The sequence below is a fragment of the Fictibacillus marinisediminis genome (assembly GCF_023149135.1).
In the GTDB taxonomy this organism is placed as follows: domain Bacteria; phylum Bacillota; class Bacilli; order Bacillales; family Fictibacillaceae; genus Fictibacillus_C; species Fictibacillus_C marinisediminis.
In genome coordinates this window covers 2,874,246-2,900,574 of the sequence record NZ_JAIWJX010000002.1, presented here as the reverse complement: position 1 = coordinate 2,900,574, position 26,329 = coordinate 2,874,246, and the positions used below count along the sequence as shown (strand labels likewise).

Here is a 26,329-nt window from a genome sequence, read left to right as displayed (position 1 = left end):
AACTAAGGAGTGTGAGAGAGTGGGATTTTTACAGGTTCAAAAAGAGAATAAAATAGCCACAATTCAACTGAATCGTCCTCCGGCGAACGCGTTGTCCACCCAGCTGATCCGCGAATTGTCCGCAGTCTTTGAAGAACTGGAGAATGACAGCGAAACAAAAGTCATCCTGATCAAAGGTGAAGGCCGGTTCTTTTCGGCTGGAGCAGATATTAAAGAATTTACAACGATTGATAATGAAGCCGATTTTGCTGACCTGGGGCTTTTGGACAGCAGCTCTTTGACCGGATGGAAAATTATCCTAAGCTGATTATCGCAGCTATTCACGGCGCAGCACTGGGCGGTGGGCTTGAACTCGCGATGGCTTGCCATATCCGGCTCGTTTCCAGTGAAGCCAAGCTTGGCTTGCCGGAACTGCAGCTTGGATTGATTCCAGGTTTTGCAGGGACACAAAGACTTCCAAGATACGTAGGAACTGCTAAAGCGGCCGAAATGCTCGTTACTTCTGACCCGATTACCGGAGAGGAAGCAGTGAAATGGGGATTAGCAACTGCTGCTTATCCTGGTGCAGAGCTTTTTGAAAAGGCTTACAGCCTGGCGTCGAAAGCAGCAGCGAAGAGTTCCTTGTCCATTCGCTACACGCTCGAGCTTCTGCAGTATGCGGCTCGTGGACAGTACAGCGAAGGGGCAAAGAAAGAATCTGAATACTTCGGAAAAGTCTTTGTCTCTAAAGATGGACAAGAAGGAGTTCAGGCCTTTGTTGAAAAAAGGCAGCCGAATTTTAAAAACTAATAAATAGTTGGAGGGATTAGCATGAATCTTTATGTAATCTTAAAACGTACATTTGATACCGAAGAAAAGATCAGCATTTCTAACGGACAGATTTCTCATGATAGTGCCGAGTATATCATTAATCCTTATGATGAATATGCGATTGAAGAAGCGATTACCCTTCGCGAAGCCCATGGGGGTGAAGTGACGGTTGTAACCGTAGGAACCGAAGAGTCAGAAAAAGAACTTCGTACAGCGTTGGCTATGGGTGCAGACAAAGCCGTTTTAATTGATAGCGAAGATCTTGAGAGCTCCGACCAATATACAACATCTGCAGTGCTGGCTGAGTTTTTCAAGGATAAAGAATATGATCTTATCCTTGGAGGAAACGTTGCGATCGATAACGGTTCCGGACAAGTCGGGCCGCGTTTGGCTGAACTATTAGGAATCCCGCAAGTCACAACCATTACGAAAATTGAAATCAATGGAACGGACGTAGCGATTGAGCGTGATGTGGAAGGAGACGTTGAGAAAATTGAAACGAAGCTTCCCTTGCTCGTCACAGCTCAGCAAGGTTTGAACGAACCGCGCTATCCATCGTTGCCAGGGATCATGAAAGCAAAGAAAAAGCCGCTTGAAACACTCGAAATCGATGATCTTGATATCGATGAAGAAGATGTTGAAGCAAAAACGAAGACCGTTGAAGTATTCTTGCCGCCTAAAAAAGAAGCTGGAAAAATTTTAAGCGGAGAAGTCAATGACCAAGTGAAAGAATTAGTTTCATTACTACGCTCAGAAGCAAAAGTGATATAAGGAGGAATGCTACATGTCTAAAAAAGTTCTTGTACTTGCGGAAGTCCGTGACGGTGAATTAAGAAATGTGTCCTATGAGGCCATTGGTGCCGCTAAGGAAATTTCCTCTGGCGGTGAAGTGGTTGCCGTGCTTTGCGGCGAAGGTTTAAATGAAGCGGGACAGTCTTTAGTCCATTATGGAGCAGACCGAGTCATTCTTGCTGAGCACAGCCTGCTATCAACGTATTCTACAGACGGATACGTTCAGGCATTGCTTCAAGTCATCGGCCATGAAAAGCCTGACGGATTGGTATTAGGCCATACAGCTCTCGGTAAGGACCTTTCACCAAGACTTGCTGCACGCCTTCAATCCGGTTTGATTTCAGACGTAACCTCTCTTGAACAAGCAGGAGACAATGTTGTTTTTACTCGTCCAATCTACTCCGGTAAAGCGTTCGAGAAAAAAGTAATTACGGACGGTCTTGTATTTGTAACCATCCGTCCGAACAATATTTCTCCGCTTGAAAAAGACGAAAGCCGTTCTGGAGATGTTTCTTCTTTAGCGGTTGATGTGAAGGATCTGCGCACCATTGTTAAAGATGTTGTCCGCAAAGCTTCTACAGGCGTTGATTTATCTGAAGCAAAAATTATCGTTGCCGGAGGACGCGGTGTGAAATCCGAAGATGGATTCAAACCGCTTCAAGAATTGGCTGATGTGCTTGGCGCTGCAGTCGGTGCATCCCGCGGTGCGTGTGATGCCGATTATTGTGACTACTCTCTTCAAATCGGACAAACAGGAAAAGTTGTTACACCTGACCTTTACATTGCCTGCGGAATTTCCGGAGCGATCCAGCATTTAGCGGGTATGTCCAATTCCAAAGTTATTGTTGCGATCAACAAAGATCCGGAAGCAAGCATCTTTTCTATTGCGGACTACGGCATCGTAGGAGATCTGTTCGAAGTTGTACCGTTGCTTACGGAAGAATTTAAGAATGTTTTAGTTAAATCATAAAAGATTTGGCTGGGCTGGCTGACAAAGCCGGCCTCTTTTTATACAATGAGTCCATCATGAATGATGCAAAATACGAAAGAAATGAGTGGACGCTGGTGACAACGATTGCTTTTGTAAGGCATGGCGTAACCGATTGGAACGCTGAGAGAAGAATTCAGGGCATCATGGATATTCCATTAAATGAAGAAGGGCGTGCACAGGCTGCGGCATTAGCCAAAAGGTTCGAGAAAGAACATTGGGATATGGTCTTTACTAGCCAGCTCGCACGTGCCCGTGAAACAGGCTCAATCATCGGAGAGGTACTCGGGTTTCCGATTCATACCGACAAGCGAATCCGGGAGGTTAACTTTGGCAGGCTGGAAGGTACGGATGAGCAGGTCCGGATAAAACGGTGGGGAGCTGACTGGAGTACCCTGGAACATGGAAAAGAGAAAAAAGAACAGGTATTAAAAAGAGGAAACGAATTTCTTGATGAGCTGACACAGCATCAACAGGGAAAAAAAATCATCGTGGTCAGCCACGGCGCTTTCATCGGCACCATGCTAAAAGGCCTGCTGGAAAGCGATGAGTATGATGTTTCACTCGTTAATACGTCAGTGAGTATATTACATCATGTGGAGCGGCAGTGGGCATGTTCCCTCTTTAATTGTGATGTGCATTTGAAGCAGCCACACGGTTAATTAGTTGGTTTGATTAAAGTGCAAGTGGGGAACGATAAATCTTGAGCAAACAAATAGATGTAATTTAGGTTTGATGATATACTCTTTTTACACGATGAAACTAAGGAGGCAATTTTAATATGGCAATCGTAAATGCAACTGATCAAACGTTCAGTCAAGAAACTAGTGAAGGTCTAGTACTTGCTGATTTTTGGGCACCTTGGTGCGGACCTTGTAAAATGATCGCGCCGGTTCTTGAAGAACTAGCAAGCGAAAATGAAGACTTAAAAGTAGTTAAACTTGACGTAGATGAAAACCAAGAAGTAGCCGGAAAATACGGAGTAATGAGCATCCCTACACTGATCGTTTTCAAAGACGGCGAAGTTGTTGACCAAGTCGTAGGTTTCCAGCCGAAAGAAGCGCTTGGCGAGCTTTTAAACAAACACAAATAATAACGAATATAATTAAGGCTGGCCTCTAAAGGCTGGCCTTTTTTGTATGAAGGCACTGATAATGTTTGGTACTGGATTTTCGTATACAAGGTTCACCACACAAAAAGCGTGTTGCTTGGTAAGTGCTCCTGCGCTTATTGGGAATAAAACGACCGTTTCAGCTTTTGTATTTTAACTGCCAAAAATAAGGATATCATGCTATGATGTTACATAGAAAAAGGAGGGGAGAGACAACGTGGACACTATTAGAGAGAAGCTGGCTGTACTTCCGGATCAGCCCGGATGTTACTTAATGAAAGACCAATTCGGAAAAGTCATCTATGTGGGGAAAGCAAAAGTATTAAAAAACCGTGTAAGATCTTATTTTACAGGTTCACACGACGGGAAAACACAGCGTTTAGTCGCAAATATTTCCGATTTTGAATACATCATCACCTCCTCAGAGCTAGAAGCTCTCCTTCTTGAAATGAACCTGATCAAAAAGCATGACCCTAAATTTAATGTCATGCTGAAAGATGATAAAACGTATCCGTATTTAAAGATTACTGCTGAAAAGCAGCCCCGGCTCTTGTACACCAGAAAGATAAAAAAAGACAAAGGCAAATACTTTGGTCCGTTTGTTAATGCCTTTGCCGCACAAGAAACGAAAAAACTGCTGGACCGGCTGTATCCGTTGCGCAAATGTGATCATATGCCTAACAAAGTTTGCCTATATTACCATATCGGTCAATGCCTCGGCCCATGTGTTTATGATATTACCGAAGAACAGAACAAGAAGATGGTCGATGAAATCGTTAAGTTTCTGAACGGAGGCTTTCCTGAAGTGAAGGAGGAACTGACCGAGAAAATGCTGGCCGCTTCGGAAGACCTTAATTTTGAACGGGCGAAAGAACTGAGGGATCAGATCCAGCATATTGATGCGGTCATGCAGAAACAGAAAATGATGACCGCTGACATGGTGGATAAGGACGTTTTTGGTTTTCATTACGATAAAGGCTGGATGTGCGTCCAAGTCTTCTTTATCCGCCAAGGAAAGCTTATTGAACGTGATGTTTCCCTCTTTCCTTTCTATGGAGAAGCCATCGAGGACTTTTTATCCTTTATCGGACAATTTTATCTTCAAAAAAATCATATTCTCCCGCGGGAACTTTTGCTGCCTCCTGAGGCGGACGGCCAATTGGTCAAGGATCTTCTCGGCGTGAAAGTGATACAGCCGAAACGCGGGCAAAAGAAAGAGTTTGTTGAACTTGCAACGAAGAATGCCCAGCTCGCTCTTCACGAAAAATTTGCACTGATCGAGCGTGATGAGGAACGTACGGTAAAAGCGGTTGAAAATCTTGGGCTGCAATTAAACATTCCAGCTCCATACCGGATTGAGGCATTTGATAATTCCAACATTCATGGAACAAATCCAGTATCTGCGATGATTGTATTTGAAGACGGTAAACCGAACAAAAAAGAATACCGAAAATATAAAATTAAAACGGTGACAGGCCCCGATGATTACGCCTCCATGAAAGAAGTAGTCCGCAGGCGTTACTCCCGCATCTTAAAAGAGAACGGGCAGCTGCCGGATTTGATTATTATTGATGGAGGGAAAGGACAGATCGCTGCTGCGCAAGATATTCTTGAAAACGAGCTGAACCTTGATATCCCGATCGGAGGACTGGCTAAGGATGATAAGCACCGTACATCCCAGCTCCTGATGGGAGATCCTCCTGAAATTATACCGCTGCTCAGGAACAGCCAGGAATTTTATTTGCTGCAGCGTATACAGGATGAAGTCCACAGGTTTGCGATCTCATTTCATCGTCAAGTGCGTGCGAAAGGAATGTTTCAATCAAGTCTCGATAACATTCCTGGAGTCGGTGAAAAGAGGAAAAAACTTTTGCTGAAAAAATTCGGTTCCATCAAGAAAATGAGAGAAGCCACTCTTGAGGATTTTCAAGCGGCAGGCATTCCATTAACTGTTGCAGAAGAAATTATTCAGGCTCTTCAAAATGAACCTTCATAAAGGTATTGATTTTTCAGAAGTCCTTTGCTAAACTTAAAACAAATTTTAATAGAGCGCCATACTTCAGTTTTGAAGTGATGGTAGAGGAGCAAAAACCAATAGTATGCTATCTGAAGAGAAGGAGCTCTTATGATGGTAGCTGAAAGGGGATTTTTGCCGAAGCTTTAAGAAACTCCTGTTTCTTACGGCTGGACCTGCATTGAATAAATGCAGAGCTGTCACACATTCTTGCCCGGAGGGTGTGTGGAGGACTATCTCACAAGAGGGGAAAACAAGCTGGCTTACTGTTGCATATATCAAGCAGCAATAAGGTCTTTTCCTTATTGCTGCTTTTTTGTATTTATTTTTGCATTTCAGTTTGTTGCGTAGTGGAAGCCGAGACAGGCTGGCCATATCTGGGTGCCTTTTGCAGGAAGGCAATAAATTCGATTTCATTGATGAGAAAGGATGGACATTGTGGCTTTAATCATTCAAAAATTCGGAGGTACAAGTGTCGGCACACCGGATAAAATCAGAAACGCGGCAAGTCGGATCATTCAAGCGGTAAACGAGGGGAATCAAGTAGCAGCGGTTGTCTCAGCAATGGGAAAAACAACGGATGATCTTGTGAGGCTGGCAGGTGAAATAACCGCAAGGCCTTCCAAACGTGAAATGGATATGCTTTTGACGACAGGAGAACAGATCACGATTTCACTGCTTGCGATGGCCCTTCAGGATGCCGGGTACGAAGCCGAGTCTCTGACAGGCTGGCAGGCTGGAGTTGAAACAGAAGATGTTCACGGCAACGCGCGCATCTTAAATATCGATACAAAAAGAATCCAGCAAATGCTTGCAGACGGGAAGATTGCAGTAGTTGCCGGTTTTCAAGGATTAACCTCTTCGGATAATATTGCAACACTGGGACGGGGAGGATCAGATACGACGGCCGTTGCACTGGCAGCTGCTCTTCGTGCCGAAAAATGCGAAATCTACACAGACGTTACTGGTGTATTTACGACAGACCCGCGGGTGGTGAAACATGCCAGAAAGCTGCCTTCCATCTCCTATGATGAAATGCTTGAAATGGCGAATCTCGGAGCGGGTGTGCTGCATCCGAGAGCCGTAGAATTCGCAAAGAATTTCGGAGTAAGACTTGAAGTTCGTTCGAGCACAGAGAAAGAAAACGGGACACTAGTGGAGGAGGAAGCAACGATGGAGAATAATTTAGTAGTGAGAGGATTGGCTTTTGAAGGAAACGTAACAAAAATTACGATTGAAGACCTGCCGAATGGTTTAAACACTCTGTCTTCTGTTTTTTCCTTGTTGGCAGAGAACGGTGTTAATGTAGATATTATTATTCAGAGTGTGAACAAGCAGGAAAGAACAAACATATCGTTCTCCATTGAAACAGCGATCTTAGATGAAACAATTGAGCTTCTAGAAAGATATAAGAGTTCGCTTCAGTTCGGTTCCATCCAGCATGAAGATGGATTGGCTAAAGTATCTATTGTTGGTTCAGGAATGATTTCTAATCCAGGAGTAGCCGCACAGATGTTTAAGGCTCTCTCTGATCAGGATATTATGATTAAAATGGTCAGCACTTCAGAGATTAAAGTTTCTACGGTTGTTGATCAGCAGGATATGATCAAAGCGATTGAAACGCTGCACGACGTCTTTGAACTGGACGCAAGGCAGCCGGTTCAGCAGTTATAATAAGAAAAAGCCGGGCGAAGCTGCCCGGATTTTTTGTAAAAGGAAAAAAGGATTAAACCTGTACAGGTTCGTTTAAGAAGTCGATCTCAAATCCGAGATCCTCAAGGATTTGGTGGTCAGCAGTCGTTTCTTGTCCGTCGGTGGTCAGATAGTCGCCTACGAAAATAGAATTTGCAGCATATAGGCCCAGCGGCTGAAGGCTGCGGAGATTTACCTCTCTGCCGCCTGAGATCCGAATCTCTTTCGTTGGATTAATAAAACGGAACAAGGCGAGCACTTTTAAACAATAACGGGGGTTCAGATCGTCAAGATGCTCGAGAGGAGTACCTGGTATAGCATGCAAAAAATTAACAGGGATAGAATCTGCATTGATCTCTCTTAGCGCTTCTGCCATCTTAATGATGTCGGACCGGCTTTCGCCCATTCCTACGATCACGCCTGAACATGGGGAAATTCCTGCTGTTTTTACCTTTTCCAGAGTAGCCACTCTGTCTTCGTATGTATGAGAGTTTGTTATTTGGCTGTGGTGGTCTGCGGATGTGTTGATATTATGGTTATATCTTTCGACGCCCGCCTCTTTAAGGGACTGTGCCTGCTTATCATTTAAAATGCCAAGGCATGCGCATATTTTCATATTATAATTGGATTTAATCTCTTTTACAGCTTCAATGACAGTGTTCAAGTCCCGATTCAGAGGTCCTCTTCCGCTTGCGACGATACAATAGGTTCTCACGTTTTGTTTAAATGCCTTTTCCGCACCTTCAACAATCGTGTCTTTATCCATCATCGCATATTTTTCGATCGGCGCTGTGGAAACTGAAGACTGTGAACAATATCCGCAATCCTCAGGGCACAGGCCTGACTTTGTATTGATGATCTTATTCAGTTTCACCTTTTTTCCGAAGTAATGCTTCCTGATCATAAACGCACCTTGCAGCAGGCTAAGCAGCTCGTCATCGTCTGATTCCAATATGGATAAGGCTTCTGCCTGGCTCAGTTCTTTACCTTCGATCACTTCTTTTCCAAGTTCCATCCAATTCATAGGGTATGCCTCCTTAATGTTAACTAATTTAATGTATAGGTTAACATTATGCCAGCTAATTTGTATTGTCAACGCAAAAAAAACCGGCATATGCCGGTTTTTTGAGAGAAAAGAGTATTCTTTTTATTTTCAAGCTCCTTGTGAGCCTGCGGTTTCGTCTTTCCGGTCCCATTGGACGGTAAATTGAATTTTGTTCTTTCGTTTCACAGTTTCATAGGTTTCTGTAACACATTTTCTTTGATTTTGGATTTGCTCTGCGATAAATCCAGCTTCGAGACCGAATGTAGGATTATCCTGCAAATCGAATCGTTTGTTGATAAGAGAGGAAGACAGTTCGAGTACCATCTCGTTCTTATTTATTTCAGCGATGATCAGATTGCCCCAGCCGGCTTCCGAGAAAAAATGAACAATTTCTTCAGTGGAACCCAATGGGAATTTCCTTGCCAGGTTTCTTCCTGCCCAATATAGGATGTTCCGTTCTTCTTTTCCCAGCAGATCCGGGATCAGAATGTTTTTCAGCAGCTCATATGCGAATACAGGAACTCCTGCAGCAGGCTTACTGTCCTTCTCGGTTGTTTCTTCTTCGTTGTGATGGACGTCCTCATGTTGTTCCATATAGATCTCCCCGCTTTCTACTTGTTCCATTATAGCTTGAATAAAATAATATCTCTATAAAAAGTCATACATTTGTCGAAATTTAAGTGAGGGTCTGCTTTGAAAAAAGTTAGGAAAATCAACAGATTTTTGAACTTTTTATGTTACCGGTTTCTTGACGGTGTCAAACGATGGGAGTAAAATGAAACATGTTATTAGTTAACGCTTTAACGTTCATCTTATTTACTGCAAGCGGAGAGGAAACGCTTAAACGGAATGGAGAGAAACCAATGGTTTCAGAAAAAGACATAGGGAACTTAGAAAGGGGCAAATTGTATGGCAGGCAGTCGTAATTTTAACACGAGAAGACTACATTCTTTACTGGGCGTAATCCCGGTTGGCTTATTCCTGCTCCAGCATCTTGTTGTGAACAACTTTGCAACAAGAGGGGCAGAATCATTTAATAATGCAGCGAATTTTATGGGACATTTACCTTTCCGTTATGTTCTGGAAGCGGTTATAATTTTTATTCCTCTTTATTTCCATGCGATTTACGGACTTTATATTACCTTCACGGCTAAAAACAACGCAAGCCGTTATGGATATTTCCGTAACTGGATGTTCCTCTTACAGCGTGTAACTGGCGTAATTACGCTAATTTTTGTTTCCTGGCATGTTTGGGAAACTCGTATTGCAGCAGCATTTGGAGCAGAAGTTAACTTTTCGATGATGCAAGACATCTTAAGCTCACCATTTATGGTGGCCTTTTATTTGGTTGGGGTATTATCCGCAGTCTTTCATTTTGCGAACGGATTATGGTCATTTTTTGTCAGCTGGGGTCTTACGGTTTCGCCTCGATCACAGAGAGTATCAACTTACGTAACGATGGCAGTTTTCTTAGCACTTGCATTCGTTAGCGTTCGAACTATTTTTGCATTCATTTAAGAAGGGGTGAACCATCTTGAGTAAAGGAAATATTATTATCGTCGGTGGAGGTCTTGCAGGGCTAATGGCTGCCATTAAAGCAGCAGAAGCCGGCATGAACGTTGACTTGTTTTCAGTAGTTCCTGTTAAGCGCTCTCACTCTGTTTGTGCGCAGGGCGGAATTAACGGGGCTGTAAATACAAAAGGAGAAGGCGACTCTCCTTATGTGCATTTTGACGATTCCATTTACGGAGGCGACTTCCTTGCGAACCAGACTCCGGTTAAAGCGATGTGTGAAGCGGCTCCAGGAATCATCCACCTTATGGACCGTATGGGAGTTATGTTCAACCGTACTCCAGAAGGATTGCTGGACTTCCGCCGTTTCGGGGGCACACAGCATCACCGTACCGCATTTGCCGGTGCAACTACAGGACAGCAGCTTTTGTATGCGCTGGATGAGCAAGTAAGACGCCATGAAGTTGCAGGTCTTGTTACAAAGTATGAAAACTGGGAATTCCTATCTGCTATCGTGGATGATGAGGGCGTTTGCCGAGGAATCACAGCACAAAACTTGAAATCTATGGAAATCCACAGCTTTGCAGCGGATGCTGTTATTATGGCTACTGGAGGACCTGGAATCATTTTCGGTAAATCTACGAACTCTGTCATCAATACCGGGGCAGCAGCGGCATCTCTTTATCAGCAAGGTGTTGATTACGCTAACGGCGAGTTTATTCAAATTCATCCGACAGCGATTCCTGGAGATGACAAACTTCGTTTAATGAGTGAATCCGCACGTGGAGAAGGCGGCCGTGTATGGACGTATAAAGACGGTAAGCCTTGGTACTTCCTTGAAGAAAAATATCCGGCTTACGGTAACCTTGTGCCTCGTGATATCGCAACACGTGAGATTTTCCATGTGTGTGTTGACGAAAAACTTGGAATCAACGGCGAAAACATGGTTTATCTTGACCTTTCACATAAAGATCCGAAAGAGCTTGATATCAAGCTTGGCGGAATTATAGAAATCTATGAAAAGTTCATGGGTGATGACCCTCGAAAAGTTCCAATGAAAATCTTCCCTGCAGTCCACTATTCAATGGGCGGCATGTGGGTTGACTTTAATCAGATGACCAACATTCCTGGTCTTTTTGCTGCGGGTGAATGTGAGTACCAATATCATGGTGCAAACCGTTTGGGTGCGAATTCCCTTCTATCTGCAATCTTCGGCGGAATGCAAGCGGGCCCTGCAGCAGCGGCATATGTCAGCGGACTTGAGAAGTCTTCTGATGATGTTGCCTCCACTGTATTTGAACATCAGGTTCGCAAAGAACAAGAAAAATACGACAATATCCTGAGCATGGACGGAAACGAAAATGCTTACGTACTTCATAAAGAGCTCGGTGAGTGGATGACGGATAATGTAACGGTTGTCCGTTATAACAACAAGTTAAAACAAACGGATGATAAGATCCTTGAACTTATGGAGCGTTACAAGAAGATTAACATTAACGATACATCTAAATGGAGTAACCAGGGTGCATCTTTCACTCGCCAGCTATGGCACATGCTTCAGCTGGGACGCGTTATCACACTTGGTGCTCTAAACCGTGACGAAAGCCGTGGAGCGCACTACAAACCAGACTTCCCGGACCGTAATGATGATGAGTGGCTAAAAACAACGAAAGCAACATTTAATGCTGCTACGAATGGTCCTGATTTCTCTTATGAAGAAGTCGACATTCAATATATCAAGCCGCGTAAACGTGATTATTCTAAAAAGAAAGCTGAGGCGAAATAAGGATGAGCGCAAAAACAGTTAAGTTTATCATCACTAGACAAGACAGTCCTGAATCCGCCCCATACCAGGAAGAATTCGAGCTTTCATACCGTCCGAACATGAACGTCATTTCCGCATTGATGGAGATCCGCCGTAATCCTGTGAACGCAAAAGGGGAAACAACGACTCCGATCACATGGGAAATGAACTGCCTTGAGGAAGTATGCGGAGCCTGTTCTATGGTTATTAACGGGAAACCGCGTCAATCATGTACAGCTCTTGTTGATAAGCTTGAGCAGCCGATCCGCTTGGAACCAATGAAAACTTTCCCGGTAGTCCGTGACTTGGCTGTTGACAGAAGCCGCATGTTTGATGCTTTGAAAAGAGTTAAAGCGTGGATTCCGATTGACGGTACCTATGATTTAGGTCCAGGACCTCGTATGCCTGAAACCAAGCGTCAATGGGCATATGAACTTTCTAAATGTATGACATGCGGTGTTTGTCTTGAAGCATGTCCGAACGTTAACAGCAAATCTGATTTTATTGGCCCAGCGCCTTTATCTCAGGTTCGTCTCTTCAATGCGCATCCAACTGGAGCAATGAACAAAGAAGAGCGTTTAAATGCATTGATGACTGACGGCGGGCTAGCGTCTTGCGGTAACTCGCAAAACTGCGTACAATCATGCCCGAAAGGAATTCCTTTGACAACATCGATTGCTGCTCTAAACAGGGATACAACATTCCAAGCATTCAAGAACTTTTTCGGAAGCGACAGAGTTTAATGAAAATCAGGCCTCTTCAACTCAGAAGAGGCCATTTTTTATTTCTCAGGCAAAAGCGGACAGGTTTTGGGGCATCCATCCAGGCAATTGAATAAAAATGGGCTTCATTTTTTGAAAGAAGGGGACAAAAAACCATTACTTTTTCTTTGAACCAAGTCACTCCTAAAAACTTCTTAACATAGTATATGTTGACTAAATACTTCCAATTTGCAAATTGTGCATTGGCAGTTCTTTAAACCCTAGCAAGGAGGGGTGAAATCATTGAAAGAGAAACACTACCGACCGAAGCCTCTACTTACAAAACGAGAAAGAGAAGTTTTTGAACTATTGGTCCAAGACAAGACGACAAAAGAAATCGCAGAACAGCTTTTTATCAGCGAGAAGACCGTTCGTAACCATATTTCCAACACAATGCAAAAGCTTGGGGTAAAAGGGCGATCTCAAGCCGTCGTAGAATTACTGAGGCTTGGAGAACTAGAAATTTAGTCGGGAAACGGCTTTCCATGAAAGCCGTTTTCTTTTTTATATTCAAAGGTGCATTAAAATCCCCTGCCGTCTTTTGTAGCTTCACTCTTTAAGTCTTAACTTCATAAGTAGTTTTCTTAATTGATAAACATCCTTTTTTGGGCTATGATGTAGGCATTGCGAAATTTGGGCTTCTGCTTGAAAGGATTGAAAAAGGATGAATGGTCCCTTTCATATACAAAAAACACTCAATAATAATGCGGTTGTTGCATCAAATGCCTCCAGCCAGGAACTGATTATCATCGGAAAGGGAATTGGGTTCGGCAAGAAAATTGGCGATGTCATAACGGATGATGCCATTGATAAACTTTATATTTTAACCAATGAAAAAGAGCAGGAGCAGTACAAAACTCTTGTGCATTCTCTTGATGAGTCCTTTATCGAACTGCTGAATGATGTGATAACCCATATAGAGGGACGAATGCAAACTACGCTAAATGAACATATTCATGTCGCGCTGACCGATCATGTTGCATTTGCTGTTAAGCGGCTGGAGCAGGGAATGGATATTCGAAATCCTTTTCTTTCCGAGACCCAGACCCTTTACCCAAAAGAATACACGGTAGCTGAAGAGGTGATCGAACAGATCAACCAGTCGCTCGGCATTCACCTGCCGGAAGGCGAGATCGGCTTTGTTGCACTGCATATCCATAGTGCGGTTACCAATAAAAGTTTAAGCGATATTAACGAACACTCCAGGTTGATTAACAGGCTGGCTGCGATTATTGAGGAATCTCTCTCCATTAAACTGGACCATAAGAGCATCAACTATCTCAGACTTGTCAGGCATCTGCGCCATACGATCGAACGGATGGAGATGGGGGAGCAAGTGGATAAGCAAGAAAAATTAGCAAAGGTGTTGAAAGAGGAATATCCTTTGTGCTACAATCTTGCTTGGAAGTTAATTAAGGTAATGCAAAATACTTTAAATAAACCGATACCAGAAGCGGAAGCAGTGTATCTAACGATGCATTTGCAAAGGCTTACTTAATTTTATACAACGTGCTTTTGCTTTACGTGTTACTGATTCGATCAGGCATGAGTGAAGAAAAAAGTGTAGTAAGGGCTTAATTCGGATATTCTATATCTGATTAGCTTTTGTATGCGCTTTTTTGTCACTCATGCCTTTTTTTGGTTTATTCAGCTTCCAGCACAAAGAAAAAACAAATTTAAGGAGGAAAGTCCCGTGTGGAAAAGTATTTTTGGAGTACTGCAGAGGGTAGGTAAAGCATTGATGCTTCCTGTAGCCATCCTGCCTGCAGCTGGTTTGCTGCTCGCATTTGGTAACGCGTTCAAAAACCCTGCATTGCTCGATAAGTTACCTGCTTTAAAAGCAGGCTGGTTCCAGCTTGTTGCAAGCGTTATGGAAAACTCGGGGAATATTGTGTTTTCTAACCTGTCCTTGCTTTTTGCAGTCGGTGTTGCCGTAGGACTTGCTGGCGGAGAAGGTGTAGCAGGACTTGCTGCCATTATTGGATATTTAATTATGAATGTAACGATGGGTACGTTAAAAGGCATTACGCCTGATATGATCAAAGACAACCCGGAGTTTGCAAATGTGCTGGGTATACCCACCCTACAAACAGGAGTTTTTGGCGGTATCATCGTTGGTATTCTTGCCTCCTATCTTTATAAACGGTTCTATAAGATTGAACTTCCTTCATACTTAGGATTCTTTGCAGGTAAACGATTTGTTCCAATTATTACAGCGGTTTCATCATTGGTTCTTGGTATCATCATGATTGGTGTTTGGCCGTTTGCGCAAAACGGATTGAATGCCTTCTCACACTTTATGCTTGATTCTAACCGAACGTTGGCAGCCTTTGTGTTCGGTGTCATCGAGCGCTCATTGATTCCTTTCGGGCTTCACCACATCTTCTACTCTCCATTCTGGTTTGAGTTTGGACAGTATACGGACAAAGCCGGAGACATTGTCCGAGGTGACCAAAAGATCTTCTTTGCACAGATTAAAGATGGTGCACCATTAACAGCAGGTACTTTCATGACAGGTAAATTCCCATTCATGATGTTTGGTCTGCCTGCAGCAGCACTTGCGATGTATCACGAAGCTCGTCCTGAGCACAAAAAAGTTGTAGCCGGTATCATGGGTTCTGCTGCATTAACTTCTTTCCTAACAGGAATCACAGAACCAATCGAGTTTACATTCTTGTTTGTTGCTCCAGTTCTATTCGGAATTCATGCAATCTTCGCCGGGTTGTCATTTATGACAATGCAGCTGTTAAATGTTAAAATCGGTATGACATTCTCTGGTGGAGTCATTGACTATCTTCTTTTCGGAGTTCTGCCTAACCGTACTGCTTGGTGGCTGGTTATTCCAGTTGGTTTAGTCTTTGCAGTCATTTATTACTTTGGATTCCGATTCGTTATCCGTAAATGGGATCTTAAGACTCCAGGACGCGAAGTGGTGGACGATGAAGTTGAAACAAACGTCAGCGTGAGCAACGAAGGGTCTTTAGCTGCTAATATCCTTGAAGGACTAGGCGGAAAAGAGAACATTAAAGATCTTGATGCATGTATTACACGTTTGCGTGTTGCTGTAAATGATGCGAAAAATGTCGATAAAGATCGCCTTAAAAAATTAGGTGCATCTGGAGTTCTTGAAATGGGGAACAGCATACAAGCTATCTTTGGTACACGTTCTGATACCATCAAGAGCGAGATCAAAGACATTATGGACGGTAAAGTGGTAGCGGCTAAAAAAGAGCCATTAACCCAAAAAACAGAAATTGAAGTTCCAGCTCCTGCGGTAGCTGAGCGTTTCGTTTCACCGCTTGAAGGGAAAATCATCCCTATCACAGAAGTGCCTGACCAAGTCTTTTCAGGTAAAATGATGGGTGACGGCTTTGCAGTCGAACCTTCCAATGGAACGGTAGTATCACCGGTAAACGGAAAAATCATCAATGTATTCCCGACGAAGCATGCGATTGGAATTGAATCTGATGGCGGCCGTGAAATTTTGATCCATTTTGGAATCGATACGGTCAAACTTAAAGGTGAAGGCTTCGAATCGTTTGTAAATGAGGGTGACATCATAGAACAAGGACAAGTATTAATGAAAGTTAATCTTGAATTTGTTAAGGAAAACACTCCGTCAGTAATCACACCAATCGTGTTTACGAACCTTGCTGAAGGAGAAAGCATTCACCTTGAAAAAACAGGAAACGTGTCTAAAGGTGAAGAAGATATTATTACTATCAAATAAAAATAACGAAGGAGTTTTCAATCATGGCAGAAAAAACTTTTAAAGTAACAAGTGACTCAGGAATTCACGCACGTCCGGCAACTGTATTAGTAAACCAAGCAGGGCAATTCAGCTCTGACATTACACTTGGTTATAACGGGAAAAACGTAAACCTTAAATCCATTATGGGTGTAATGAGCCTTGGTATCCAAAGCGGTTCTGAAATCACAATCAAAGCTGAAGGTTCTGATGCTGATGAAGCATTGGCTGCTATTGAAGATGTAATGAAAAAGGAAGGACTTGGTGAGTAATGTCTGAAAAGATTTCAGGTATTGCTGCATCAGCTGGCATTGCGATTGCCAAAGCATTTATTCTTGAAAACCCTGAATTAATCATTGAAAAAAAGACGGTTGAAAATACCGGTCTTGAGGTTGAACGGTTTTCGGCTGCAGTAGAAAAGGCGAAAGGCGAACTTCAGGTTATTAAAGAAAATGCATTAAAAGAATTAGGAGAAGATAAGGCAGCGATTTTTGCTGCCCATCTTCTTGTCCTTGAAGACCCAGAGCTAATTGATGCAGTTAAAACCAAAATTCAGAATGAAAATGTCAACGCTGAGAGTGCGATGGATGAGATTTCAGGAATGTTTATCAGCATGTTTGAGCAGATGGATAATGAGTATATGAAAGAACGTGCGGCGGATATCCGTGATGTATCCAAGCGCGTCCTCGCTCATTTGCTGGGCGTTCAATTCTCTTCTCCCGCAACAATCTCAGAGGAAGTAGTGATCATTGCCGAAGACTTGACGCCATCCGATACAGCACAGCTTAACCGCAAGTTTGTTCTGGGATTTGCGACGGATATTGGCGGCAGAACCTCTCATTCAGCCATCATGTCCCGTTCCATGGAAATCCCGGCAGTTGTTGGGACGAAAACAGTAACCGAAAAAATCTCCAGCGGAACCCTGCTTATTATTGATGGACTTGATGGAGAAGTCATCGTTGATCCATCCAATGAAGAGCTTGATCTCTATAAGAAAAAGCAAGAGGAATATAAAGCGCAAAAAGCGGAGTGGGCGAAACTAGTAAACGAACAAACGACAACGGCTGACGGACACCATGCTGAACTTGCTGCTAATATCGGTACACCACAGGATGTTAAAGGCGTTCTTGAAAACGGTGCAGAAGGCGTCGGTCTCTACCGTACCGAATTCTTGTACATGGGTCGCGACCAGTTACCGACGGAAGAAGAGCAGTTTAAGGCCTATAAAGAAGTTCTTGAAAAAATGGAAGGAAAACCTGTCGTCATCCGAACGCTTGACATCGGTGGAGACAAAGAGCTTCCATACCTTGATCTTCCAAAGGAAATGAATCCGTTCCTTGGCTTTAGAGCGATTCGCCTTTGCCTGGAACAACAAGAGATCTTCAGAACACAGCTGAGAGCTTTGCTTCGTGCGAGTGCTTACGGAAACTTGAAAATCATGTTTCCGATGATTGCAACATTGGTTGAATTCCGATCGGCTAAGCAAGTTCTTCTTGAAGAAAAAGAAAAACTTGTAAAAGAAGGGGTATCCGTTTCAGAAAACATCGAAATCGGAATCATGGTAGAGATTCCTTCCACTGCTGTCCTTTCTGACCGTTTTGCAAAAGAAGTCGATTTCTTTTCCATCGGTACGAACGACCTTATTCAGTACACGATGGCAGCAGACAGGATGAACGAAAGGGTTTCTTACCTTTACCAGCCATACAATCCGGCAATCCTTCGGTTGATCCGAATGGTGATTACTGCTGCCCATAAAGAAGGAAAATGGGTTGGAATGTGCGGTGAGATGGCCGGCGATCCGATTGCGATTCCTATTCTTCTTGGTCTTGGACTTGATGAATTCTCCATGAGTGCAACATCAGTCCTTCCTGCGAGAAGCCAGCTTTCCAAACTTTCCAAAGCTGAAGCAGAAAAACATGTAGACACCATCTTAAACATGGATACTGCTGAAGATGTTGTAAAGTTTGTTAACGAAAATTTCTAAATCAAAGTAAAGCTGATTTCCCTTTCACTGCCTTAGTGCAGCGAAAAGGAGTCGGCTTTTCTTCTTTGGCTGAGTTGACAAGAACATCGTTTTTATTTTATTCTTTGGTAGGATTTTTTTGGTTAGAGCGGTATGGATTTTAGCATACAACATGAAGATACACCGAAAGAAGGAAGAGGAGAACAAATGGATAAACCAATAGGCGTGATCGACTCAGGTGTAGGCGGTTTAACGGTAGCGAGGGAGATCATCCGGCAGCTGCCTAAGGAAGAAATTTATTATTTGGGTGATACTGCACGCTGTCCGTATGGACCCAGACCAATGGAGGAAGTAAGACAATACACATTGGAGATGATTGAGTACCTTCTCAGCAAGGAGATAAAGATGCTTGTCATCGCATGTAACACAGCGACAGCAGCCATTTTGGATGAAGTGAAAAAAAGGCTCAGCATACCGGTTATAGGTGTCATACACCCTGGAGCGAGAACAGCCCTGAAAGTAACGAGGAATCAGCAGGTCGGAATCATCGGGACCGTCGGAACAATAAAAAGCGGTGCTTACGAGACGGCGTTAAAAGAGATCAAGGGCGATATTACTGTGCACAGTCTTGCCTGTCCACCGTTTGTCCCGCTCGTTGAGAACGGTGAACTGACCGGAGAGGATACGTACAGCACGGTTCTTGAAGTTCTTCAGCCGTTAAAAGAGACCCCGATCGATACTCTTATTCTCGGATGTACACATTATCCGTTATTACGGCCGGTCATTCAAAAAGTAATGGGAGAAGAGATCAAGCTGATCTGCTCAGGTGCTGAAACTGCAAGAGAGGTTTCAGCCATTCTGGATCACAGTGGTCTTTTGTTTACCGGCGACCGGATTCCAGGTCATGAATTCTTTTCTACATCAGATAACGGACATTTCCTTGAGATCGCGAATCATTGGATGGAAGAAAAAGTAGAGCATGTGCATTTTATTAAATTAGGACAAAACCACTGAGTGGTTTTGTCCTTTTAGTTTTTGGGAGGGCTGTCCAGAAAGTCGAAAATTGACCTTCAGGCAGCTCCTTTTTGGCTTGAAAATCTTCAATGAAAAGTTGATTGAAGTGGAAGGTGCGAGACTCCTGCGGGACTAGCGTGACAGGTGAGACTCCCGCCGGTGCTTGCACCAAGAGGCTCACCGCACGCCCCGCGGAAAGCGAGCAGCCTGGAACGGAAATCAACAGCTTACAGACTTCTTGGACAGCCCCTTTTATTTTTTCCGAGAGTGGTCTAAAAGGCGGGACAGCCCGTATACATAGTAGTACAACCACTTGGGGAGGGAAAAGTATGTACAAAAAATGAGGGCAGGAGCGCCGCTGCTTCTCCTATCAGTGTCAATGCTGATGGCGGGGTGTGGACTGGGGGAGAAAAAGCAGGAAATGAGCTAGATCCCCCGAAAGTGAACTACGTGAAGGAAGGCAAGTCTCTTGATAAAGAAACAACTGCCAAAGCCACCAAAAACTCCGTGAAACGCCAACTGTTTTTATTGGACAGCAATGGGCTGGTCGTGCCTCAAATGATGAACCTGCCAAAATCAGGTACGGCTGCAAAACAAGTATTAGAGTACTTAGTAAAAGACGGGCCGGTATCCAATATCCTGCCAAACGGATTCCAGGCAGTGCTGCCGCCAGATACGCAAGTACTGGACGTTGTCGTCGGTAAAGACGGCACGGCAACCGCGAATTTTTCCAAGGAATTCAAGGATTACCGAGGCCAGGATGAACAAAAGCTTTTACAGTCGATCACTTTCACGCTTACTCAATTTGATTCAATTAAAAATGTGAAAATTCAAATAGACGGCAAGAATCAAGACGTTATGCCTGTCAATCATACACCGATCAATGACGGAGTAAGCCGTGCTGACGGTATTAATATTGAAAATGGCGATGTAGTCGACATGACCGGCAGCGATACAGCCACCCTGTATTTTGTTGCGGAAAATGGTACTCAAGAATATTATGTTCCGGTGACACGGAGGGTAGCGAAAAATGACAGCGATAAAATAACGGCAGCTGTCCAAGAACTGATACAGGGGCCAGGAGAACAAAGCAGACTTTTAACCGGATTCAGAAATGATGTGAAATTACTCGATACACCAGTTGTTAAAAACGGGTAGCCACGCTGAATTTCAATAAAGCCATCTTGGATAATAAATCGGAAAATACGATTGACGATGCTGTGTTGAAATCGATCGTATTATCCTTGACAGAATTAAATGATGTGAAAAAAGTAGCCATTCATGTTAACGGAAAAACAAAACTGAAGTCCGAAGATGGAAAGTCAATCACAGCTCCAGTTTCAAGACCTGCTATGGTAAACACCGGCGAATTTTAATCCATGAATAACTTGTGGTAGGATAAAAGAGACGGCTTAAGCCTTCTCTTTTTTTTATGGCATAAAACGAAAAATAAGATCAGGCGATGAAAGTGAGCAAGATAATGCAGGAGGTTTATGATGAGGAATGACGGAAGGGCGAACAACGAACTAAGGCCCGTAATGATGGATAAAGATTACATAAAACATCCGGAAGGAGCTGTCCTCATAGCAGTAGGTGACACAAAAGTGATTTGTACTGCAAGCATCGAAGAGAGAGTTCCTCCGTTTATGAGAGGGCAGGGTAAAGGCTGGATAACAGCTGAATATTCGATGCTTCCGCGAGCGACAGAACAGCGTACGATCCGGGAGTCAAGCAAGGGGAAAGTAACGGGCCGTACGATGGAAATCCAGCGGCTGATTGGAAGGGCGCTCCGTTCCGTCGTTGACCTTTCGAAAATCGGAGAGCGGACAATCTGGGTTGATTGTGATGTCATTCAAGCTGACGGAGGGACGCGGACGGCTTCCATTACAGGGGCGTTTGTTGCGATGGTATTAGCTTTTGGTAAGCTTTTGGAGACCAAAGCGATTAAACAAATGCCGGTTAGTGATTTTCTTGCTGCTACTTCTGCAGGGATTGACGAAAAAGAAGGAGCCCTGCTGGATTTGAATTATGCCGAAGATTCGGCTGCTTCAGTAGACATGAATATTGTCATGACCGGCAGCGGAGAATTTGTCGAGCTTCAAGGAACAGGAGAGGAAGCGACTTTTTCTTATCAGCAGCTGCAGACACTGCTCGAATTAGGGAATAAAGGCGTCACTGAATTGATTGGCATTCAGAAGGAAGTGCTCGGTGAACTGGCGAAACTAATTAAGTAAGGCAGGTATTGATGATGAAAAAAGTACTGATTGCGACAAAGAACGAAGGTAAAGTAAAAGAATTTACGTTTATGTTCTCAGAAATGGGATTGGAAGTGACCTCTTTGCTGGATGTGGAGAACACTCCGGATGTTGAAGAAACAGGAACCACATTTGCTGAAAACGCAGCATTAAAAGCAGAAGAAATATCAGAACTTTACAATATTCCTGTTATCGCGGATGATTCAGGCCTTGTCATAGACGCTTTAGACGGCAGGCCGGGTGTTTTCTCGGCCCGATATGCGGGAATAGAAAAAGACGATAATAAAAATATGGACAAAGTGCTTGACGAGATGCGAAGCGTACCGCCTGAAGAGCGCAGTGCAAGATTTGTGTGCGCGCTCGCCGTTGCAAGGCCAGGTATGGAAACACTGATCGTTGAAGGGTATTGTGAAGGTGAGATCGGCTATAAAAAGACGGGAAGCAACGGCTTCGGCTATGATCCAATCTTTGTCGTCGGGCATACTTCGTCCACTATGGCAGAGCTCACAAAAGAAGAGAAAAACAAAATCAGCCATCGTGCAAATGCAATGGCGAAGCTTAAGGATCAGATGCATCTGCTGTTTTAGGAGGTTAGCCAACTGTGAAAGTTTTAATCGTCAGTGACAGCCACGGATATAAAAAGGAACTGGAAATGATCAAAGACCGTCACCGAGGTGAAGTAGAAGCAATGATTCATTGCGGAGATTCCGAGCTTACTGCTGATTCCCGCGAATTAAAGGATTTTATCACGGTGCAGGGCAATATGGATTATGCTGCGCCTGACCTTCCTACAGAAGCTATAGAGCTGATTGGGGACACTTGCTTTTATGTCACGCATGGCCACCTGTATAATGTGAAAATGTCACTCGTATCACTAACCTATCGAGGAGAAGAAACAGGAGCTAAGGTTATTTGTTACGGACACTCTCACACAGCGCACAGCTTTGAGAAGAACGGCCATATCTATATCAATCCAGGCAGCATCAGAATGCCAAGAGAACGTTTTGAAAAAACCTACGCGATCTGTCAGGTTGAAGGCAGTACGGTGAACGTATCCTTTTTGGATCTTGAAGGAAAAGAAGTAGAAGACCTGAGAAGTGAATTTCAGCTCATTTAACAATGGGGAGATTTTTCTCCCCAAATCTGTTGACATACTAAATGGGATATAGTATATTTAGTTATGTCGCTGATGTTAGTGACCTAAGTTACCTACTTGCGGGTGTAGTTTAGTGGTAAAACAAGAGCCTTCCAAGCTCTGGTCGTGAGTTCGATTCTCATCACCCGCTCCATTTGCTATTTCTCACGTCGCAATGGAAACAAACAGGCAAGACTTTTTTATACTGGAAAAGTCAAAGAGAATTGATTGATCATAATGTTTTCCCCGAGGAAAACAAAACTGTGTGCCCGCAGCGCTCTGCAATCGCATGAAGTTGCATTGCTAAGCGGAAAGGGCTCTAAAATACATATGTCCCAGTAGCTCAGCCGGATAGAGCATACGCCTTCTAAGCGTACGGTCGGGAGTTCGAATCTCTCCTGGGACGCCATATAACTTACATACTATAGACACCTTTTTCAGTACATCGATTAAATGTACTGAAAGAGGTGTCTTTTTTTTGTTTACTTTTGCTTACCTAAAGAGTGCTTAGACTATTTTTGTAAGCGCTTCAAAAATGTTTACAATGGACATGTTTCGTTTTCTTTTCTCTTTGGCGCAAAGGATGTAAGCGGATACAATAAAACTGAATAAACTGAAAAATTAATTTTTTTCAAAAAAGGTGGTTGACCTAGAACAAAAAGGGGCGTAACATAATCAGCAATTATCAGATTATATTTAAATATTCGAACAATTTACGAAGGAGAAAAGGAGGATCACGATGTTAGAACAATGGGTTTATGTAGACGGTGAATTTGTCTTGAAAGAAGATGCCAAAATCTCTGTTTATGATCACGGATTTTTGTACGGAGATGGGGTGTTTGAAGGCATTCGAGTCTACAATGGAAATGTTTATCGGCTTGATGAACATCTACAGCGTCTGTTTGAATCAGCTCAATCCATCATGTTAACCATTCCGCACACAAAAGAGGAGCTGACAAAAATTATCGTCGAGACGCTCCAAAAAAACCAATATCGTGATGCCTACATTCGTTTAGTCATATCCCGTGGAAGAGGGAATCTTGGCCTGGATCCATTTACCTGTGAAAAACCGGGGGTTATCATCATTGCAGAACAGCTGGCTCTCTTCCCTAAAAAACTTTATGAGACTGGAATCGAAATTGTGACAGTAGCGAGCCGCAGGAACCGCGCAGATGTCTTGAGTCCAAAAGTAAAATCATTGAATTACTTAAACAACATACTCGTCAAAATTGAAGCCAATCTGGCTGGTGTCAGCGAAGCGCTTATGTTGAACGACCAAGGCTATGTAGCCGAAGGTTCTGCAGATAACGTATTTATTGTTAAAGGAAATAGTATCAAAACACCACCGGGTTACCTGGGAGCGCTTGAGGGAATTACGAGGAACGCTATCGTTGAGATCGCTGCAGAACTTGGCTACAACGTTAGCGAAGAGCCATTTACAAGACATGATGTGTATGTGGCTGATGAAGTGTTTCTTACAGGGACGGCTGCTGAAGTCATTGCTGTTATCAAAGTGGACGGCAGGGTAATCGGTGAAGGTGTTCCAGGAAAACACACGAATATTTTGCTGCAAGCGTTCAGGCAAAGAGTTGTCGAAGAGGGAGTCAAAGTCTATCCGGCTTCCACTACCGTACAAGCGGGCTAATCATACGTAACAGGAGTTGTGGTCTATGCGCAGTAACATGATAAAAAAAGGAATTGACCGGGCACCGCATCGCAGCTTGCTGCATGCTGCCGGTGTCAAAGAGGAAGACATGAACAAGCCATTTATCGGGGTCTGCAACTCGTATGTAGATATCATTCCGGGACATATGCACCTCAATAAAGTAGGCGAACAAGTTAAGCAAGCCATCCGTGAAGCAGGCGGTGTCCCGTTTGAGTTTAATACAATCGGCGTCGATGATGGGATTGCCATGGGGCACATCGGGATGCGTTATTCGCTTCCGAGCCGGGAAATTATTGCTGATTCAGCGGAAACAGTCATTAATGCTCACTGGTTTGACGGAGTCTTTTTTATTCCAAACTGTGACAAGATAACGCCGGGCATGCTGATGGCAGCAGTTAGAACGAATGTACCTGCCGTATTCGTTTCAGGCGGCCCAATGGAAGCAGGGAAATCATCCGCTGGAAAATCACTTTCGCTCGTTTCTGTATTCGAAGGAGTCGGATCACATCTTTCCGGTAAGATGTCGAGGGAAGAACTGCTTGAGCTTGAATCAAGCGCCTGTCCGACCTGCGGATCCTGCTCCGGGATGTTCACTGCTAACAGCATGAACTCCATTATGGAAATGCTCGGCATTACATTGCCGGGAAACGGGACACTCGTCGCCACTTCGAAAGAGCGGGATAAGCTCTATAAAGATGCTGCCTCCTGTTTGATGGATCTGGTCGAACGCGATATCCGGCCAAGAGACATTATTACAAAAGAAGCCATAGATGATGCTTTTGCATTGGATATGGCCATGGGAGGATCAACGAACACCGTACTTCATATGCTGGCCATCGCACATGAGGCGGGGATCGAATACGATCTTAAACGAATTAATGAAGTAGCTGAAAGGGTTCCTTATTTATCCAAGATCAGTCCCGCATCCGACTACACGATGCAGGATGTCCATGATGCCGGTGGAGTCAGTGCCATCATGAAACAGCTCTGCCACATTGAAGGAGCAGTTCATAAAGACCGGATCACGATTACGGGGAAAACTCTCTATGAAAATATAAAAGATGCTGCCATTACAAACAGCGATGTAATCAGATACCCTGATAACGCCTACAGTCCTGTAGGCGGGCTCTCCATTCTATATGGAAACCTTGCACCTGACGGCTGTGTGATCAAGGTGGGCGGTGTAGATCCATCGATCAAATATTTTGAAGGAGAAGCCATCGTCTTTGAATCACAGGATGAAGCGTTAGAAGGCATCAACAGCGGAAAAGTAAAAGAAGGCCACGTTGTGGTTATCCGGTATGAAGGTCCAAAAGGCGGACCAGGAATGCCTGAGATGCTTTCACCGACCTCTGCAATCGCTGGAATGGGGCTAAGCACAAAGGTCGCTTTAATTACAGACGGAAGATTTTCAGGAGCATCCAGAGGAATTTCCATCGGTCATATTTCTCCTGAAGCGGCTGAAGGCGGTCCAATCGCGTTCCTGGAGAACGGCGACCACATTTTCATTGATTTGACTCAAAGATCGATCAACATCATGCTGAGCACAGAAGAACTGGAAAGCAGAAAAACGGACTGGAGACAGCCTGAACCTAAAATTAAACAAGGCTATCTCGCCCGTTACTCCAAGCTGGTTACTTCAGCCAATACTGGCGGAGTTCTGAAAATATAAACTTTTAGTAAAAAAGTTAAATAATTCAAAATCGATGAAGGGGAAGAATGATAACAGAGTATTCACAGAGAGCCGGAAGCGCTGGGAACCGGTAATACTCTTATCAGGACCTCACCCCTGAGTGTCTGTCCGAAAGCCATTGGCCAGTAGGGCAGGCCGAGTTAACCCGAAAGAGGAGTTAACTTGTTATCAAACCGGGCGAACATATTCGTCCATGAGGCGGCCAAGCAGCATAGCCGCGAAGAAGGGTGGTACCGTGAAAAGAAGCCTTTTCACCCCTTTGGCAGGATTACACTGTCATTTTGGGTGGGAAGGCTTTTTATTATGATTTTATAAGGGAGGAATCA

24 protein-coding genes, 2 tRNA genes, 2 pseudogenes and 1 riboswitch are annotated in these 26,329 nt (G+C 43.8%); of the genes and pseudogenes, 26 read left to right on the top strand and 2 right to left on the bottom strand.

The annotated features are described in order from the left end of the window. The first annotated feature begins 19 nt into the window (after nucleotides 1-19). From LCY76_RS15465 to LCY76_RS15435, 7 genes and pseudogenes are all read left to right on the top strand, one after another. Nucleotides 20-789, top strand: a pseudogene (locus LCY76_RS15465) (enoyl-CoA hydratase). 21 nt (nucleotides 790-810) lie between these two features. After that, nucleotides 811-1,581, top strand: coding sequence for an electron transfer flavoprotein subunit beta/FixA family protein (locus LCY76_RS15460; protein WP_248253356.1), 771 nt, complete (start codon nucleotides 811-813; stop codon nucleotides 1,579-1,581). Nucleotides 1,582-1,594: 13 nt separating this feature from the next. Then, nucleotides 1,595-2,572: an electron transfer flavoprotein subunit alpha/FixB family protein gene (locus tag LCY76_RS15455; protein ID WP_248253355.1), complete on the top strand. Its 978-nt coding sequence runs from the start codon at nucleotides 1,595-1,597 to the stop codon at nucleotides 2,570-2,572. A 56-nt stretch (nucleotides 2,573-2,628) separates the two neighbouring features. Continuing rightward, nucleotides 2,629-3,252 carry a histidine phosphatase family protein gene (locus tag LCY76_RS15450; RefSeq protein ID WP_248253354.1) on the top strand — a complete coding sequence of 208 codons (624 nt, stop codon included), beginning with the start codon at nucleotides 2,629-2,631 and terminating at the stop codon, nucleotides 3,250-3,252. A 119-nt stretch (nucleotides 3,253-3,371) separates the two neighbouring features. After that, the gene (gene trxA, locus LCY76_RS15445) at nucleotides 3,372-3,683 is read left to right on the top strand and encodes a thioredoxin (RefSeq protein WP_053357633.1); all 312 of its coding nucleotides are present in this window, start codon (nucleotides 3,372-3,374) and stop codon (nucleotides 3,681-3,683) included. A 235-nt stretch (nucleotides 3,684-3,918) separates the two neighbouring features. Further along, nucleotides 3,919-5,697, top strand: coding sequence for an excinuclease ABC subunit UvrC (gene uvrC / locus LCY76_RS15440; RefSeq protein WP_336606262.1), 1,779 nt, complete (start codon nucleotides 3,919-3,921; stop codon nucleotides 5,695-5,697). Nucleotides 5,698-5,770: 73 nt separating this feature from the next. Then, a riboswitch (Lysine riboswitch) is annotated at nucleotides 5,771-5,959 on the top strand. A gap of 194 nt (nucleotides 5,960-6,153) precedes the next feature. Next, nucleotides 6,154-7,389, top strand: coding sequence for an aspartate kinase (locus LCY76_RS15435; protein ID WP_248253353.1), 1,236 nt, complete (start codon nucleotides 6,154-6,156; stop codon nucleotides 7,387-7,389). A gap of 52 nt (nucleotides 7,390-7,441) precedes the next feature. Here the strand turns inward: LCY76_RS15435 and bioB are convergent, their stop codons facing one another. Both bioB and LCY76_RS15425 read right to left on the bottom strand, forming a co-directional pair. Further along, a complete protein-coding gene (bioB, locus tag LCY76_RS15430) occupies nucleotides 7,442-8,431 on the bottom strand; it encodes a biotin synthase BioB (protein WP_248253352.1) in 990 nt (329 codons plus the stop codon). 129 nt (nucleotides 8,432-8,560) lie between these two features. Further along, nucleotides 8,561-9,046 (bottom strand): YslB family protein, encoded by a 486-nt coding sequence (locus LCY76_RS15425; RefSeq protein ID WP_248253351.1) that lies wholly within the window; start codon nucleotides 9,044-9,046, stop codon nucleotides 8,561-8,563. 188 nt (nucleotides 9,047-9,234) lie between these two features. Here LCY76_RS15425 and LCY76_RS15420 point away from each other — a divergent pair, with 188 nt between their 5' ends. The 19 genes and pseudogenes from LCY76_RS15420 (at nucleotide 9,235) to LCY76_RS15330 (ending at nucleotide 26,318) form a co-directional block, all read left to right on the top strand. Then, nucleotides 9,235-9,378, top strand: coding sequence for a hypothetical protein (locus LCY76_RS15420; protein ID WP_248253350.1), 144 nt, complete (start codon nucleotides 9,235-9,237; stop codon nucleotides 9,376-9,378). After that, the gene (locus LCY76_RS15415) at nucleotides 9,362-9,970 is read left to right on the top strand and encodes a succinate dehydrogenase cytochrome b558 subunit (protein ID WP_248253349.1); all 609 of its coding nucleotides are present in this window, start codon (nucleotides 9,362-9,364) and stop codon (nucleotides 9,968-9,970) included. The genes LCY76_RS15420 and LCY76_RS15415 overlap by 17 nt, the downstream gene beginning before the upstream one ends. Nucleotides 9,971-9,986: 16 nt before the next feature. Then, entirely contained in the window at nucleotides 9,987-11,750 is a 1,764-nt protein-coding gene (gene sdhA / locus LCY76_RS15410) for a succinate dehydrogenase flavoprotein subunit (protein ID WP_248253348.1), read from the top strand. Nucleotides 11,751-11,752: 2 nt separating this feature from the next. Further along, a complete protein-coding gene (gene sdhB / locus LCY76_RS15405; RefSeq protein WP_248253347.1) occupies nucleotides 11,753-12,511 on the top strand; it encodes a succinate dehydrogenase iron-sulfur subunit in 759 nt (252 codons plus the stop codon). Between the two features lie 261 nt (nucleotides 12,512-12,772). Beyond that, nucleotides 12,773-12,997, top strand: coding sequence for a helix-turn-helix domain-containing protein (locus tag LCY76_RS15400; RefSeq protein ID WP_007202417.1), 225 nt, complete (start codon nucleotides 12,773-12,775; stop codon nucleotides 12,995-12,997). 196 nt (nucleotides 12,998-13,193) lie between these two features. After that, complete coding sequence (glcT, locus tag LCY76_RS15395) at nucleotides 13,194-14,027, top strand: glucose PTS transporter transcription antiterminator GlcT (protein ID WP_248253346.1); 834 nt, start codon at nucleotides 13,194-13,196, stop codon at nucleotides 14,025-14,027. A gap of 195 nt (nucleotides 14,028-14,222) precedes the next feature. Further along, nucleotides 14,223-16,259 (top strand): glucose-specific PTS transporter subunit IIBC, encoded by a 2,037-nt coding sequence (ptsG, locus tag LCY76_RS15390; RefSeq protein ID WP_248253345.1) that lies wholly within the window; start codon nucleotides 14,223-14,225, stop codon nucleotides 16,257-16,259. 23 nt (nucleotides 16,260-16,282) lie between these two features. Next, nucleotides 16,283-16,549 (top strand): phosphocarrier protein HPr, encoded by a 267-nt coding sequence (locus LCY76_RS15385; RefSeq protein ID WP_062234000.1) that lies wholly within the window; start codon nucleotides 16,283-16,285, stop codon nucleotides 16,547-16,549. Continuing rightward, nucleotides 16,549-18,261 carry a phosphoenolpyruvate--protein phosphotransferase gene (ptsP, locus tag LCY76_RS15380; RefSeq protein WP_248253344.1) on the top strand — a complete coding sequence of 571 codons (1,713 nt, stop codon included), beginning with the start codon at nucleotides 16,549-16,551 and terminating at the stop codon, nucleotides 18,259-18,261. Before LCY76_RS15385 ends, ptsP begins: the two co-directional genes overlap by 1 nt. Nucleotides 18,262-18,447: 186 nt before the next feature. Beyond that, entirely contained in the window at nucleotides 18,448-19,254 is an 807-nt protein-coding gene (gene racE, locus LCY76_RS15375) for a glutamate racemase (RefSeq protein WP_248253343.1), read from the top strand. Nucleotides 19,255-19,594: 340 nt separating this feature from the next. Beyond that, nucleotides 19,595-20,630 (top strand): annotated as a pseudogene (locus tag LCY76_RS15370) (GerMN domain-containing protein). Nucleotides 20,631-20,750: 120 nt separating this feature from the next. Continuing rightward, the gene (rph, locus tag LCY76_RS15365; RefSeq protein ID WP_248253342.1) at nucleotides 20,751-21,488 is read left to right on the top strand and encodes a ribonuclease PH; all 738 of its coding nucleotides are present in this window, start codon (nucleotides 20,751-20,753) and stop codon (nucleotides 21,486-21,488) included. 14 nt (nucleotides 21,489-21,502) lie between these two features. Beyond that, the gene (locus LCY76_RS15360) at nucleotides 21,503-22,096 is read left to right on the top strand and encodes an XTP/dITP diphosphatase (RefSeq protein WP_248253341.1); all 594 of its coding nucleotides are present in this window, start codon (nucleotides 21,503-21,505) and stop codon (nucleotides 22,094-22,096) included. A 14-nt stretch (nucleotides 22,097-22,110) separates the two neighbouring features. Further along, nucleotides 22,111-22,626 carry a metallophosphoesterase family protein gene (locus LCY76_RS15355; RefSeq protein ID WP_248253340.1) on the top strand — a complete coding sequence of 172 codons (516 nt, stop codon included), beginning with the start codon at nucleotides 22,111-22,113 and terminating at the stop codon, nucleotides 22,624-22,626. A 98-nt stretch (nucleotides 22,627-22,724) separates the two neighbouring features. Beyond that, nucleotides 22,725-22,798, top strand: a tRNA-Gly gene (locus LCY76_RS15350). A gap of 178 nt (nucleotides 22,799-22,976) precedes the next feature. Beyond that, a tRNA-Arg gene (locus LCY76_RS15345) sits at nucleotides 22,977-23,053 on the top strand. Between the two features lie 330 nt (nucleotides 23,054-23,383). Continuing rightward, a complete protein-coding gene (gene ilvE, locus LCY76_RS15340) occupies nucleotides 23,384-24,289 on the top strand; it encodes a branched-chain-amino-acid transaminase (protein ID WP_062234014.1) in 906 nt (301 codons plus the stop codon). A 25-nt stretch (nucleotides 24,290-24,314) separates the two neighbouring features. Next, nucleotides 24,315-25,982: a dihydroxy-acid dehydratase gene (gene ilvD, locus LCY76_RS15335; RefSeq protein WP_248253339.1), complete on the top strand. Its 1,668-nt coding sequence runs from the start codon at nucleotides 24,315-24,317 to the stop codon at nucleotides 25,980-25,982. Nucleotides 25,983-26,165: 183 nt separating this feature from the next. Further along, nucleotides 26,166-26,318, top strand: a complete 153-nt coding sequence (locus tag LCY76_RS15330; RefSeq protein WP_175501799.1) for a hypothetical protein — start codon at nucleotides 26,166-26,168, stop codon at nucleotides 26,316-26,318. Nucleotides 26,319-26,329: the final 11 nt, after the last annotated feature.